This window comes from Flavobacterium cyclinae (assembly GCF_021172145.1).
In the GTDB taxonomy this organism is placed as follows: Bacteria; Bacteroidota; Bacteroidia; order Flavobacteriales; family Flavobacteriaceae; genus Flavobacterium; species Flavobacterium cyclinae.
This window is the reverse complement of record NZ_CP089095.1, coordinates 378,325-390,856: the sequence shown is the minus strand read 5'-3', so window position 1 is coordinate 390,856 and position 12,532 is coordinate 378,325. Positions and strand designations below refer to the sequence as shown.

Sequence of the window (12,532 nt, the reverse complement as noted above, 5' to 3'; positions counted from 1 at the left end):
CAAAAAAAAATCTCAACTACTAATTAGAAAAACAGAAATACCATGAAAAAATTACTTCTTTTTGTATTTGCTTTTTCGAGTTTCACTTTTGCCCAAGATAAATTTACTCGAATGGATAGTTTGTTGAACTATTTATACGAAAACAACAAATTCATGGGTTCGTTAACCATTCGTGAAGGGGAAAATGTGGTTTTTAATAAAGCGTATGGTTTTGCTGATGTTGAAAAAAATATCAAAGCCGATCGCTTAACACGATACAAAATAGGTTCAATTTCTAAAACTTTTACCGCTGTAATGGTGATGCAATTGATTGAAGAGAAAAAACTAACCTTGCAAACCAAATTAAATCGATTTTATCCAAAAATTAAAAATGCTGAAAAGATTTCGATTTATGACTTATTGCACCATAGAACCGGAATAGTAGATTTAGTAAATCAGGATACTACTTTTCATAAAGTAATAGATAAAAAACATTCGAAAGAAGACATTTTAAAAGTAATTACAGCTTATAAATCGAATTTTGAACCTGGAAGCAAATACGAATACAGCAATTCTAACTTTTATATTTTAGGCTGTATTATCGAAAAGTTGACTAAAAAATCATACGCAGAAAATCTTCAAAATAGAATCGTAAAAAAAGTAGAATTAGGCACTTACGAAAACAAAACCGAAATGACGGATAAAGGTGCTGTAACTAAAAAAGTATTTATTCCTACAACATATTTTAGTGAAGAAGCTACAAATACAGAAGGAAAAGAAAGTTATTCCTATTATTTTGATGGCACGAATTGGGTAAAATCACCAGAAAATCACAATTCGATTGCGTTTGCTTCTGGCGGAATTACTTCAACTACTGCTGATTTAACGAAGTTCATTAATGCCCTTTTTGAAGGGAAATTAGTCCATTCAACATCCTTAGACCAAATGAAAGAAATCAAAGAAGGATACGGAAAAGCGCTAATTCAATTTCCTTTTGGAGAGAGACGCTTTTATGGTCATGGCGGAAGAATTGAAAATTTCAGTTCGATGTTAGGGTATTATCCAACCGAAAAATTGAGTTTTTCTTTAATCTCTAATGGCGATAATTTTGTACAAAATGATATTATCATTGGGATTTTGAGTATTTACTACAAAATGCCATTCCCTTTTCCAAAGTTTTTGAAAATGGATAAAGCGGAATTGGCAAAATTTACCGGGACGTATGCTTCAAAAGATTTACCATTAAAAATTACAGTTTCTGAAAAGAATGGAGAATTATCAGCACAAGCTACAGGACAAAGTGCATTTCCATTAACATTTAAAGAAGAAACAACATTTGTTTTTGCACCTGCCGGAATTGAAATGGTTTTTGGAAACAATTCGTTTGTTTTAATTCAGGGTGGAATGAAATTCAACTTTACAAAAGAATAAAAATGCAAAATACAATTGCAACTATCAAAAGTATTACCAACAGCAAATATCTTGATGTTATCGGTGTGATTTTGGTGGTTGGAGTATCCCTATATTTAGAATATCATTTATCAACTTACGAATTTGATTTCAACGGAAAGAACTATTCCTTTTACTTAGGTTACTTTTCCATTATAAACACATGTTTATCCATGATGGCGACTCGATTGGTCACGAAGAAAAATAATATTGGGAATTTAATCAGCACTTGCAATACGTTATTAAGCGGAAGTATCGATTATCTTTTGGGAAATATCGGTGCGATTTTAACCTATCCAGTTTCATTTTTTGGAAATTATTTTGCGTTCCGAATTTGGAAAAAGAAACAATATTTGAATTCGATTGATGCCATATTTTTCCGAAATATGGCAATTGGTTTACTGCTTTCGTTAGTATTGAACTACATTGCATTTTCAACTTTTTCAGAAAAAACGATTGATTGGAAACTGTTTTTCGCCATCGCTATTCCAGCCGGAATTAGTTTTGGCGGCACCTTTAATATAGGAAGAATGTATCCCGACAATTGGATTAACTGGCAAGTATATAATTTATTCAAAATCCTACAAAATGTAATGTTGATGAATATTGCCAACACCGCAAAATATGTGTTCTATATGTTCAATGCAATTCTAGGTTATATCACTTGGAAGGATGATAAAGCGAAACAATTATAACTTCCTAGTCGATTCTCTCTGACGCAATTCTGTTTTAATTACAACCGTTTGTGGTTGGTAAAACTCATCTTTAGAATTTAACTTATGGATTAACAATTCAGCAGCTTTAGCCCCAATTTCTGGCGCGTGTTGACTTACAGTTGACAAACTAGGTGTTAATCGTCTTGACCAAACACCATCAGCAAAACCAATAATATTTAACTCTTCTGGAATTTTGATTCCTTTTTTTAGCGCCATCTTCATAGCAGCTGTTGCGCTGTGCTCGTCTAAAGCAAAAATCGCATCCATTTGTTTAGAAGCTATAAGGTTTTGCAATTTTATATCAAAGTCATCAATTGAAGTTTCTAAAACAACCAAGTTTTCATCAATAGGAATAGCAGCATCTGATAGTGCTTTTTGGTAACCATCAAAACGTAATTCTCCTACACTTAAATTATGTATGGTAGAAAGCAATGCAATCTTTTTTCCACCTAATTTTATTAAATGAGTTGTAGCATCGTAAGCGGAATCAAAATCGTCTACCACAACTTTATCGCAATTAATTCCATCAGCTACCCTATCAAACATAACGATAGGCGTTCCACTATTCATAATATCTCTAAAATGCTTATAATCTTTTAACGACTGAGTTTCTTCGGCAATTGCCACAATAAAACCGTCAATAGTTCCATTGTTGAGCATATCCATAACTTGTTGTTCTTTCGTTAAAGATTCATTAGAAATTCCGGTAATTACATTATACCCTTTTGACAAAGCTTCTTTTTCAATACCGCTAAATACTTTTGCAAAAAAAGGATTTAAGATATTAGGTATGATTACCCCTATTGTATTTGTACGCTGATTTTTGAGATTCTTAGCAATACTATTAGGTTTGTAATTCTGCAAAGCGGCGTACTCTTGAATTTTAATTTTAGTAGCTTCGCTGATTTCAGGACTATCACTTAATGCTTTTGAAACGGTAGAAATAGACACCCCAAACTCAAGGGCAATCTGTTTTAGAGTTGCTTTTGCTTTCATATAAACAAGTTAAGACGTAAAAATAGTGTATTTATCGGATTTAAAAAAACATCTTGAAATGAATTTTTATTAAAGATGTGAGATATAACGAATTAGAAAAAATAATATTTTCAAAAAGGGGTTTGCAATTCTAATAAATAATTGTACTTTTGCACTCCCTTTATTGGGAATGGAATGTTTAATTAAAATAAATTATTGTGAACACATTAAGCTACAAGACAGTATCAGCTAACAAAGCTACTGCAGACAAGCAGTGGATTGTTGTAGACGCTGAAGGTCATAACTTAGGTCGTTTATCTACAAAAGTAGCGATGCTTTTAAGAGGTAAATACAAACCAAGTTATACACCGCACGTTGACTGTGGAGATAACGTAATTGTTATCAATGCAGAAAAAATCAACCTTACTGGTAACAAGTTAGATGACAAAACTTACGTTCGTCACACAGGTTACCCAGGAGGACAAAGAACTTTAACTGCTAAAGTAATGCAACAAAAAAATCCTGCATTATTAGTAGAAAAAGCTATTAAAGGAATGTTACCTAAAAACAAATTAGGTGCAGAATTATTCCGTAATTTAAATGTATATGTAGGTCCTGAGCACAAACATGCTGCTCAATCACCTAAAACCGTTAACCTAAACGATCTTAAGTAATGGGAGTTATTCACAAAATCGGTAGAAGAAAATGCGCTGTTGCACGTGTTTATGTTTCTGAAGGAACAGGAAAAATCACTGTAAACAAAAGAGAATTCAGTAACTACTTCCCAACTGCTACTTTACAGTACAAAGTAATGCAACCTTTAGCAATGACTGAAAATGCATCAAACTTTGACGTTAAAGTAAACGTTTATGGTGGTGGTTCAACAGGACAAGCAGAAGCTGTAAGAATGGCTATTGCTCGCGCAATGTGTGAGGTAGAAGCTGAAAACAGAGCTATCCTTAAACCAGAAGGATTATTAACAAGAGATCCTAGAATGGTAGAACGTAAAAAATTCGGTCAGAAAAAAGCACGTAAGAGATTCCAATTCTCAAAACGTTAATATTCGATATTTATCAGAATATATTTTCAGATTTATTTTTACAATTAAAATTGAATTAAAAACAAAGTTGTCGATATTCCTTGTAAAAAGGGAATTAGTTTAGCATCTAAATTTTCAAGACTAACGCAAGTGACTACTTGAAAATTGCTAATCACGGAACGTAAACTATTACACAATGGCAAACAAAATTGACGTTAAAGAGTTATTAGAAGCAGGTGTACACTTCGGACACATGACTCGTAAATGGGATCCAAACATGGCTCCTTACATTTATATGGAGCGTAATGGTATTCATATCATTAACCTATATAAAACTGCAGCTAAAATTGAAGAAGCTAACGAAGCTTTGAAAAAAATCGCTGCTTCTGGTAGAAAAGTATTATTCGTTGCTACCAAAAAACAAGCGAAAGATATCGTTGCTGAAAAAGCAGCAGCTTGTAACATGCCTTACATCACTGAAAGATGGCCAGGTGGTATGTTAACTAACTTCGTAACTATCCGTAAAGCTGTTAAGAAAATGGCTTCAATTGATAGAATGAAGAAAGACGGTACTTTCAACACTTTATCTAAAAAAGAAAAATTACAAATCGATCGTTTAAGAGCTAAGTTAGAGAAAAACTTAGGTTCAATTGCAGATATGTCTAGATTACCAGCTGCTTTATTCGTAGTTGACGTAAAAGCTGAGCATATCGCTGTTAAAGAAGCTCAAAAATTAAACATTCCAGTGTTCGCAATGGTAGATACGAATTCGGATCCACGTCCAATTGATTTCGTAATTCCTGCAAATGACGATGCTTCTAAATCAATTGAAAAAGTTTTATCATTAGTTTCTTCTGCTATCGTTGAAGGTCTTTCTGATAGAAAAGTTGAAAAAGATGAATTACCAGCTAAAGAAGTAGAAGCTACTGAAGCTCCTGCTACTGAAACTGAAGCATAAATCAATTAATTCCAAGAATTAAATTCCAAATTCCAAACTTGTTCTAACTTTTAGTTAGCAATTTAGTAAAATTGGAATTTGGGATTTAGTAATTGGAATTTTTACTTTTATAAACAACAAATAAAAAAAATACAAAATGGCAAATATTACTGCTGCAGACGTAAATAAATTAAGAACTATCACTGGTGCTGGAATGATGGATTGTAAAAAAGCATTAGTGGAGGCTGAAGGAGATTTCGATTTAGCTATCGAAAACTTAAGAAAAAAAGGTCAAAAAGTAGCTGCTAACCGTTCAGATAGAGAATCTACTGAAGGAGCTGCTGTTGCTGTTATCAATGCTGACAACACTGCTGGAGTTGCAATCACTTTAAACTGTGAAACTGACTTCGTAGGTAAAAACGAATCTTTCGTTAAATTAGCAAATGATTTAGCTAACCAAGCTTTAAACTATGCTACAAAAGAAGAATTATTAGCTTCTGATTTCAACGGAATCACTGTTGCTGAGAAATTAATCGAGCAAACTGGAGTAATTGGAGAAAAAATCGAAATCGGTGCTTTCGAAAGATTAGAAGGTGCTTATGTTGGTTCTTACATTCACGCTGGTAAAATCGCTACATTAGTGGCATTATCTGCAAATGTTGCTGGTGCTGAAGAAGCTGCTAAAAACGTTGCAATGCAAGCTGCTGCTATGAACCCAATTGCTTTAAACGAAGCTGGTGTTGATGCTGCAATCATTGAAAAAGAAATTGAAATTGCTAAAGAGCAATTAAGAGCAGAAGGAAAACCAGAAGCAATGTTAGACAACATTTCTAAAGGGAAAATCCAACGTTTCTACAAAGACAATACTTTAGTAAACCAAGATTTTATCAAAGACAGTTCTATGAGTGTTGCTAACTACATTAAATCTGTAGATGCTAACTTAACTGTTACAGGTTTCAGAAGAGTTGCTTTAGGATAATTTATCCAACTCAATCATATTAAAAACTTCAATCTTCGGGTTGAAGTTTTTTTTTGCAATATAATTCTCTACTTTTGGTAAAACAATTGCTATGTTTCAAAGAAGAAAAGATATTATTTATGTAATTCTTGCTGGTATTTTTATAACCAATGCTCTAGTTGCCGAATTAATAGGTGGAAAATTAATTTATATTGGAGATGTTGTGATGAGTTTAGGCATTTTACCTTGGCCCATTGTCTTCATTACAACCGATTTAATCAACGAATACTTTGGTGAAAAAGGAGTAAAAAAACTATCCTTCATTACGGCAGGATTAATTGCTTATACTTTTTTTCTACTGTTGATTGGATTACAAATTCCTGCAGTTAAAGGCGATGGTTTAATTACAGACGAACAATTTTCTGCTGTTTTCGGGCAAAGTATGTGGATTATTGTGGGAAGTATCACAGCTTTTTTAGTTTCCCAATTAATTGATGTTACCATTTTCCATTTTGTAAAAAACCGAACGGGTAAAAAAATGATTTGGTTGAGGAGTACGGGTTCAACAGTAATTTCGCAACTTTTTGATAGTTTCATTGTATTGGGAATTGCCTTTTGGCTACCTGGAAAAATTGATACTAAAATGTTCATTGCATCCGCATTAACCGGATATACAGTAAAACTTTTAATTGCTGTTGGATTAACACCGTTGATTTATTTAGGCCATTATTTAATTGAAAAATACTTAGCTAGAGATGCAAAATAAAACCCGATGCGCTTGGTGCGAAAAAGACGATTTATACCGAAATTATCATGATAACGAATGGGGAAAACCTATTTATGATGATGAAACTATTTTCGAATTTTTAATTTTAGAAACGTTTCAAGCAGGATTGAGTTGGTACACCGTTTTAGCTAAAAGAGAAAATTTTAGAAGCGCATTTGATAATTTCGATTTATTGAAAATAGCTAATTATTCTGAAGAAAAAATAGCAGAATTAACTGAAGATGCAGGAATTATTCGAAACAAATTAAAGATTAAAGCTACGGTTACCAATGCGCAAGTGTTTATAAAAGTGCAAGAAGAATTTGGGACATTTTCTAAATACATTTGGGGATTTGTAGATGGAAAACCTATTGACAACCAACCCAAAACTTTAAGCGAAGTCAAAGCCACCACTCCTAACTCAGATGCTTTGAGCAAAGATTTAAAAAAACGCGGATTTAAATTTGTGGGTTCTACCGTTGTTTATGCACACATGCAAGCAACCGGAATGGTAAATGATCATGTAATGGATTGCTGGACTAGAAAATAAGATTATGAGTAACGACCCACTTCACGGAAAATCATTAAAAACTATTGTTGAGCAATTAGTAGATTTTTACGGTTTTGACACTTTGGCAGAACTTATAAACATCAATTGTTTTAAAGAAAATCCATCTATAAATTCTACTTTAAAATTTTTAAGAAAAACAGATTGGGCAAGAAAAAAAGTAGAGGAATTGTATGTGAGAACGTTGCCAAAGTTTTAACTTTTCAACACCATTAAAAAATATTCTCTCTCAATTTCTACGCAACCTAAACTGGCTAAATGATCGTTATACACTTGGCAATCTAACAAACGATAATTTGCCATTTCTAATTGTTTTGCTAAAGCTATGAAAGCCATTTTACTAGCATTTGAAACTTTAGAAAACATACTTTCACCACAAAAAATATGACCTAAATCCACGCCATACAAACCACCTACTAATTCATCATCTTGCCACACCTCAACACTTTTGGCTATACCCAATTCGTGGAGTTTACAATACGCTTCCACCATATTGTCGGTAATCCAAGTACCTAGTTGATCTTTTCTGGATATTTTTTTGCAATTTAGAATTACGTCTCTAAAAGCTGTATTGAACGTAACTTTAAATTTTCTTTGATTGATAACGTTTCGCATGCTTTTTGAAATCTTTAAATCTTCAAAAAACAAAACCATGCGTTCTGGCGGACTCCACCACAATATTGGCTCATCATCTTCAAACCAAGGAAAAATACCTGAATTATAAGCCAAAACAAGTCGTTCTGGAGATAAATCGCCTCCTACCGCAACAATTCCTTCTGGAGAAGCGGTTTCAACTGGTGGGAAATATAATTCTTGGGTTAAATAGTACATCTTTTAAGAAAATAGAGAATAGAAGAAAGAGAATAGACTTAACTATCAAGAAATTAAAAAGCCATTCAAAACGTAAATTTTGAATGACTCTTTTTTTCTATGTTCTATTCTCTTTACTCTTTATTAAAAAGGTAAATCGTCGTGTTCTTCTTCATTAAAGTTGGTTGCTGGTTCAAAAGCGGCTGCTGGTGGAATTGGTGGCATTTGAGGTGCCGCTGCTGCTGCAGGAACTTCTGCTTGTGCTTTTTCAATTCTCCAACCCTGGATAGAGTTAAAATATTTTGTTTCTCCTTGTGGATTTACCCATTCTCTACCTCTTAAATTGATAGAAACTTTTACTTGTTCACCAACATTATAATTATTTAATAAATCGGTTTTATCTTGTGTAAACTCGATTAAAATATGCTGTGGATATTGCTCTTCTGTAGTTACTACAAGCTCTCTCTTTTTAAAAGATGCACTTACTTGTTGAACTGGATTAATTACTTTTACTCTTCCTAAAACTTCCATAATACTAAAATTTATTTTTTTGCTAATAACAATTTCCAAGCATCAATCGCTCTTCCATTATCTACATACTCTTTTGCTTTTTGAAATTTTGTGTCCATATCATCGGCACTTAAAACTGCTTTGACTTCAAAATTTTCTTTTACAAATATAGCAATTTCTTCTTCGGTTGGGACACTTTCGATATTTCCTAATCTTGCTAAATCATTACCTGTAAAATAACCACTTTCTTTTATGAAATCTGGAATACTATCTATACCAATTCCTAAAGTAGTTAGCGGTTTTTCTACTTCAAACATTCCTACATTAGAACGACTGTACCAATTAGCTCCCATTCGGGCAACTAAATCAATCTTGTATTGGTCAATCATACCATTAGCGTCTAAAATAGCTTCGTTGATGTGAATTTTCACTACTTCACAAATCACTAAATTTCCTGCACCACCTTGATCTCCTAATGCAATTACATCATTAATCTTACATTCAAATTGCACCGGACTTTCGGCCACGCGAAATGGTTTTACTTTATCTGATTTTAGCATCGTAAATCCTGCTTTTTCAAACTCATTTACACCATCTGGATATTCAGTACTTGATAATGACATTTGTTCTACGATGTCATAATTCACCACATTAACAACAACTTCTTTTGTGTTTTGAGCATTAATTAAAGTGTGTTTAACTGTATTATCGCGTACACGTCTCGCTGGCGAAAAAATCAAAATAGGCGGGTTAGAACTGAATACATTAAAAAAACTAAATGGCGATAAATTAGGATTTCCATTACTATCTATTGTACTAGCAAAAGCAATAGGTCTAGGCGCTACAGCACTTTGTAAATAGCCTTGTAATTTTGCTGGTGCAATTTCTTTTGGATCGATGCTTAACATGTTGAAACTATTTTTTACAAAGATAACAAGAACAAGTGAAATTTCAATTCCGAAGTTACGGAACAAAAAACAAATCCAAATACAATAATAAACACCAAATTAAAAAGGATTTTAGTATTTTTACTTCAAATACGAATGCATGCAGTTTTCAGAAAGACGAAATCTAACTCGTTGGTTTATTATTATAGCTTCCTTTTTCATAGTAGTTTTGATACTTTGGAATACCTATAACTTTTTCCAAATTTTCAAAAACGAAGAGCGTGCAAAAATGGAATTTTGGGCAAGTGCCTTAACAAGTGTTGCCAATGCTAATGAAAATTCTGATTTAGATTTACCACTTGAAATTATAAGTAAAAACACTACAATTCCAATCTTTATTACAGATGAAGATGATAAAATCATAGATTCTAATAATATAGATGAAGCCATTACAAAAGACAGCATTGCTTTAAAAGAATATTTTTATTCGATTAAAAACGATAACCAACCCATAAAAATGGAAAGTTCTAATAATAAGTATCATTTGGTTTATTATGGAAATTCGCCATTATTAAATAAATTAAAATACTATCCAATTGCTTTATTGTTGATTATCATTTTATTTGGTGCTGTGGTGTATAATTTTTATCGTGCTACCAAAATGGCTACCCAAAACAAACTTTGGGCCGGAATGGCAAAAGAAACTGCACATCAAATTGGAACGCCACTTTCTTCATTAATTGGTTGGCTTGAAATTTTGAAATTGGACAATGTTGAAGAAAGCACGATTATCGAAATTGAAAAAGACATTTCGCGACTTCAAACCATAACAGATCGTTTTTCTAAAATTGGAAGTGAACCTGTATTAGAAAAACGCGATATCATCGAAGACACTAAAAATACGGTTGAATATTTACAGAGTCGTGTATCGCAACAGGTGTCCTTTACCTTTAATGCACCTCATCATCCTATTTATGTTGAATTTAATCCTGCTTTACATAGTTGGACAATTGAAAATTTAGTCAAAAATGCAATTGATGCCATGAAAGGAAAAGGAGCACTTAACATCAACATAACCGAACTTGAAAAAATTGTCAAAATACGAATTACAGATACTGGAAAGGGAATTCCTAAAAATCAATTTTCTAAAGTTTTTGAACCCGGATTTACCACTAAAAAAAGAGGTTGGGGATTAGGATTATCGTTAACTAAGCGAATTGTTCAAGAATATCATAAAGGAAAAATTAAAGTAGCCCAATCTGAAATTGGAAAAGGAACTACAATGCAAATTAGTTACAAAATAGCATAAAAAATCCCGATTGAATCGGGATAAATTTATAAGTTAGAAGCAATTTGCTTTGCCAATTCCTGAAACTCTTCAGGTGTTAAACTTGTTTTTCTTTGGAAACGCATATCATCCATATCTTGAAGCGGAATTAAATGTACATGAACATGCGGTACTTCTAGCCCTACAACCGCAACACCAATTCGCTTACATGCAACTGCTTTTTCTAATGCTTTTGCCACTTTTCTAGCAAACTTCATTAATCCTAAATAATGCTCTTCTTCCATATCAAAGATTTTATTAATCTCTTGCTTTGGAATACATAAAGTATGTCCTTTTGCATTTGGATTAACATCTAAAAAAGCCAAATAATTTTCGTCTTCGGCTATTTTATAACATGGAATTTCTCCGTTTACTATTTTCGTGAATATTGAACTCATTTTAATGGTTTTCAATTATCTAATTTTCAATGATTAAGATCAAGAAAATTGTTGTTATTTTATTTTTAATTGACAAATTGCCTCATCGACAAATTGCCTCATTAATTTAATCTCTAGAAATTTCTAAAATTTCAACTTTTAAAACTCCATTTGGAACTTTAATTTCTGCTATTTCACCTACTGATTTTCCTAATAATCCTTTTCCAATAGGAGAAGTTACCGAAATTTTACCTGATTTTAAATCGGCTTCACTTTCTGCTACTAATGTATATTTCATTTCCATACCATTAGCTTGATTTTTGATTTTAACCGTAGATAAAACCAATACTTTTGATAAATCCAATTGCGATTCATCAATTAAACGTGCGTTTGCAACTAATTCCTCCATTTTAGCAATACGCATTTCTAACAACCCTTGCGCTTCTTTAGCTGCATCATATTCAGCATTTTCAGATAAATCTCCTTTATCTCTTGCTTCTGCAATGGCTTGCGATGCTTTAGGTCGTTCTATACTTTTAAGTTGGTCTAATTCTTCTCTTAATTTTTTTAATCCTTCTGCTGTGTAATACGATACTGTGCTCATAACTTCATAGTTTATAAAATAGAAAGAATCCCACCTACATGGGATTCCTTTTCACAAAGATAGTAATTTATTTTAAATATTAATTTATTGTTATCACGTAATGTTTAGTCAAAAGTAATTAATTAAATTTGTTTTATCAATTTTATAAATGAATTATGAAAAAACTCCTATTATTCCTGATATTTCCCTTATTTTTTAGTTGTGAAAAAGAAAATTTCAACAATAATAATCCGTATTTGCCTAATTATAGCTTTAATGTAAATATCAATATGAATTTACCTCAATTTAGCAATTTGCAATTCCCTAGTAATGCCGTTTATATTAACAACGGAAGCGCTGGTGTAAGAGGGATTATCGTATTTAACACCGGCGGAAGTTATGTAGCTTTTGATGCAGCTTGTCCAAATCAACCTTTAAGCAGTTGTTCTACTATGACCTTAAGTGGCATTAATGCTATTTGCGAATGTGATGGATCAAGCTATAGCTTATTTACTGGTCAAGCAGCAGGAATGCAATACCCCATGAAACAATATCGTGTAGAGCAATTAGATGCACTTTCACTTAGAGTTTATAACTAACAAAAAAGCCTGAAAAAATATTTTTCAGGCTTTTTTTAACTTAACTTAATTT

At 32.4% G+C, this 12,532-nt stretch carries 17 protein-coding genes; 11 read left to right on the top strand and 6 right to left on the bottom strand.

Annotated elements, in window-relative coordinates; translation table 11 throughout:
- Positions 1 to 42 precede the first annotated feature (42 nt).
- Complete coding sequence (locus LOS86_RS01895; protein WP_231842974.1) at positions 43 to 1,410, top strand: serine hydrolase domain-containing protein; 1,368 nt, start codon at positions 43 to 45, stop codon at positions 1,408 to 1,410.
- A gap of 2 nt (positions 1,411 to 1,412) precedes the next feature.
- Complete coding sequence (locus LOS86_RS01890; protein ID WP_231842973.1) at positions 1,413 to 2,123, top strand: nicotinamide mononucleotide transporter family protein; 711 nt, start codon at positions 1,413 to 1,415, stop codon at positions 2,121 to 2,123.
- Here the strand turns inward: LOS86_RS01890 and LOS86_RS01885 are convergent.
- Positions 2,118 to 3,140 carry a LacI family DNA-binding transcriptional regulator gene (locus tag LOS86_RS01885; RefSeq protein WP_231842972.1) on the bottom strand — a complete coding sequence of 341 codons (1,023 nt, stop codon included), beginning with the start codon at positions 3,138 to 3,140 and terminating at the stop codon, positions 2,118 to 2,120. The genes LOS86_RS01890 and LOS86_RS01885 overlap by 6 nt on opposite strands.
- 197 nt (positions 3,141 to 3,337) lie before the next feature.
- On the opposite strand from LOS86_RS01885, the gene rplM reads away from it, so the two are divergent.
- The 7 genes from rplM to LOS86_RS01850 all read left to right on the top strand — a co-directional run bounded on the left by rplM (position 3,338) and on the right by LOS86_RS01850 (position 7,586).
- Positions 3,338 to 3,793: a 50S ribosomal protein L13 gene (gene rplM / locus LOS86_RS01880; RefSeq protein WP_194093365.1), complete on the top strand. Its 456-nt coding sequence runs from the start codon at positions 3,338 to 3,340 to the stop codon at positions 3,791 to 3,793.
- Positions 3,793 to 4,179, top strand: coding sequence for a 30S ribosomal protein S9 (rpsI, locus tag LOS86_RS01875; RefSeq protein ID WP_231842971.1), 387 nt, complete (start codon positions 3,793 to 3,795; stop codon positions 4,177 to 4,179). Before rplM ends, rpsI begins: the two co-directional genes overlap by 1 nt.
- A 175-nt stretch (positions 4,180 to 4,354) precedes the next feature.
- Positions 4,355 to 5,116, top strand: coding sequence for a 30S ribosomal protein S2 (gene rpsB, locus LOS86_RS01870; protein WP_231842970.1), 762 nt, complete (start codon positions 4,355 to 4,357; stop codon positions 5,114 to 5,116).
- Between the two features lie 136 nt (positions 5,117 to 5,252).
- Complete coding sequence (tsf, locus tag LOS86_RS01865; RefSeq protein ID WP_231842969.1) at positions 5,253 to 6,074, top strand: translation elongation factor Ts; 822 nt, start codon at positions 5,253 to 5,255, stop codon at positions 6,072 to 6,074.
- Between the two features lie 91 nt (positions 6,075 to 6,165).
- Complete coding sequence (locus LOS86_RS01860) at positions 6,166 to 6,819, top strand: queuosine precursor transporter (RefSeq protein ID WP_231842968.1); 654 nt, start codon at positions 6,166 to 6,168, stop codon at positions 6,817 to 6,819.
- Positions 6,809 to 7,369 carry a DNA-3-methyladenine glycosylase I gene (locus LOS86_RS01855; protein WP_231842967.1) on the top strand — a complete coding sequence of 187 codons (561 nt, stop codon included), beginning with the start codon at positions 6,809 to 6,811 and terminating at the stop codon, positions 7,367 to 7,369. Before LOS86_RS01860 ends, LOS86_RS01855 begins: the two co-directional genes overlap by 11 nt.
- Positions 7,370 to 7,373: 4 nt before the next feature.
- Positions 7,374 to 7,586 carry a VF530 family protein gene (locus LOS86_RS01850; protein WP_231842966.1) on the top strand — a complete coding sequence of 71 codons (213 nt, stop codon included), beginning with the start codon at positions 7,374 to 7,376 and terminating at the stop codon, positions 7,584 to 7,586.
- On the opposite strand, the gene aat is transcribed toward LOS86_RS01850, so the two are convergent.
- The 3 genes from aat to LOS86_RS01835 all read right to left on the bottom strand — a co-directional run bounded on the left by aat (position 7,583) and on the right by LOS86_RS01835 (position 9,615).
- Complete coding sequence (gene aat / locus LOS86_RS01845; RefSeq protein WP_231842965.1) at positions 7,583 to 8,218, bottom strand: leucyl/phenylalanyl-tRNA--protein transferase; 636 nt, start codon at positions 8,216 to 8,218, stop codon at positions 7,583 to 7,585. The two genes, LOS86_RS01850 and aat, sit on opposite strands and share 4 nt — an antisense overlap.
- Before the next feature lie 123 nt (positions 8,219 to 8,341).
- The gene (locus LOS86_RS01840; protein ID WP_231842964.1) at positions 8,342 to 8,728 is read right to left on the bottom strand and encodes a DUF3127 domain-containing protein; all 387 of its coding nucleotides are present in this window, start codon (positions 8,726 to 8,728) and stop codon (positions 8,342 to 8,344) included.
- Positions 8,729 to 8,739: 11 nt separating this feature from the next.
- Positions 8,740 to 9,615, bottom strand: coding sequence for a flavin reductase family protein (locus LOS86_RS01835; RefSeq protein WP_231842963.1), 876 nt, complete (start codon positions 9,613 to 9,615; stop codon positions 8,740 to 8,742).
- A gap of 139 nt (positions 9,616 to 9,754) precedes the next feature.
- On the opposite strand from LOS86_RS01835, the gene LOS86_RS01830 reads away from it, so the two are divergent.
- On the top strand, positions 9,755 to 10,903 hold the full coding sequence (locus tag LOS86_RS01830; RefSeq protein ID WP_231842962.1) for a sensor histidine kinase: 1,149 nt from the start codon (positions 9,755 to 9,757) through the stop codon (positions 10,901 to 10,903).
- A 26-nt stretch (positions 10,904 to 10,929) separates the two neighbouring features.
- Here the strand turns inward: LOS86_RS01830 and LOS86_RS01825 are convergent, their stop codons facing one another.
- Both LOS86_RS01825 and greA read right to left on the bottom strand, forming a co-directional pair.
- A complete protein-coding gene (locus tag LOS86_RS01825) occupies positions 10,930 to 11,319 on the bottom strand; it encodes an HIT family protein (protein ID WP_231842961.1) in 390 nt (129 codons plus the stop codon).
- Between the two features lie 106 nt (positions 11,320 to 11,425).
- Entirely contained in the window at positions 11,426 to 11,902 is a 477-nt protein-coding gene (gene greA / locus LOS86_RS01820) for a transcription elongation factor GreA (RefSeq protein WP_231842960.1), read from the bottom strand.
- Positions 11,903 to 12,057: 155 nt separating this feature from the next.
- On the opposite strand from greA, the gene LOS86_RS01815 reads away from it, so the two are divergent.
- The gene (locus tag LOS86_RS01815) at positions 12,058 to 12,480 is read left to right on the top strand and encodes a Rieske (2Fe-2S) protein (RefSeq protein WP_231842959.1); all 423 of its coding nucleotides are present in this window, start codon (positions 12,058 to 12,060) and stop codon (positions 12,478 to 12,480) included.
- Positions 12,481 to 12,532: the final 52 nt, after the last annotated feature.

Coding starts and splice junctions, on each gene's coding strand:
- LOS86_RS01895 (WP_231842974.1), top strand. CDS start 43: ATGAAAAAATTACTTCTTTTTGTATTTGCTTTTTCGAGTTTCACTTTT.
- LOS86_RS01890 (WP_231842973.1), top strand. CDS start 1,413: ATGCAAAATACAATTGCAACTATCAAAAGTATTACCAACAGCAAATAT.
- LOS86_RS01885 (WP_231842972.1), bottom strand. CDS start 3,140: ATGAAAGCAAAAGCAACTCTAAAACAGATTGCCCTTGAGTTTGGGGTG.
- rpsI (WP_231842971.1), top strand. CDS start 3,793: ATGGGAGTTATTCACAAAATCGGTAGAAGAAAATGCGCTGTTGCACGT.
- rpsB (WP_231842970.1), top strand. CDS start 4,355: ATGGCAAACAAAATTGACGTTAAAGAGTTATTAGAAGCAGGTGTACAC.
- tsf (WP_231842969.1), top strand. CDS start 5,253: ATGGCAAATATTACTGCTGCAGACGTAAATAAATTAAGAACTATCACT.
- LOS86_RS01860 (WP_231842968.1), top strand. CDS start 6,166: ATGTTTCAAAGAAGAAAAGATATTATTTATGTAATTCTTGCTGGTATT.
- LOS86_RS01855 (WP_231842967.1), top strand. CDS start 6,809: ATGCAAAATAAAACCCGATGCGCTTGGTGCGAAAAAGACGATTTATAC.
- LOS86_RS01850 (WP_231842966.1), top strand. CDS start 7,374: ATGAGTAACGACCCACTTCACGGAAAATCATTAAAAACTATTGTTGAG.
- aat (WP_231842965.1), bottom strand. CDS start 8,218: ATGTACTATTTAACCCAAGAATTATATTTCCCACCAGTTGAAACCGCT.
- LOS86_RS01840 (WP_231842964.1), bottom strand. CDS start 8,728: ATGGAAGTTTTAGGAAGAGTAAAAGTAATTAATCCAGTTCAACAAGTA.
- LOS86_RS01835 (WP_231842963.1), bottom strand. CDS start 9,615: ATGTTAAGCATCGATCCAAAAGAAATTGCACCAGCAAAATTACAAGGC.
- LOS86_RS01830 (WP_231842962.1), top strand. CDS start 9,755: ATGCAGTTTTCAGAAAGACGAAATCTAACTCGTTGGTTTATTATTATA.
- LOS86_RS01825 (WP_231842961.1), bottom strand. CDS start 11,319: ATGAGTTCAATATTCACGAAAATAGTAAACGGAGAAATTCCATGTTAT.
- greA (WP_231842960.1), bottom strand. CDS start 11,902: ATGAGCACAGTATCGTATTACACAGCAGAAGGATTAAAAAAATTAAGA.
- LOS86_RS01815 (WP_231842959.1), top strand. CDS start 12,058: ATGAAAAAACTCCTATTATTCCTGATATTTCCCTTATTTTTTAGTTGT.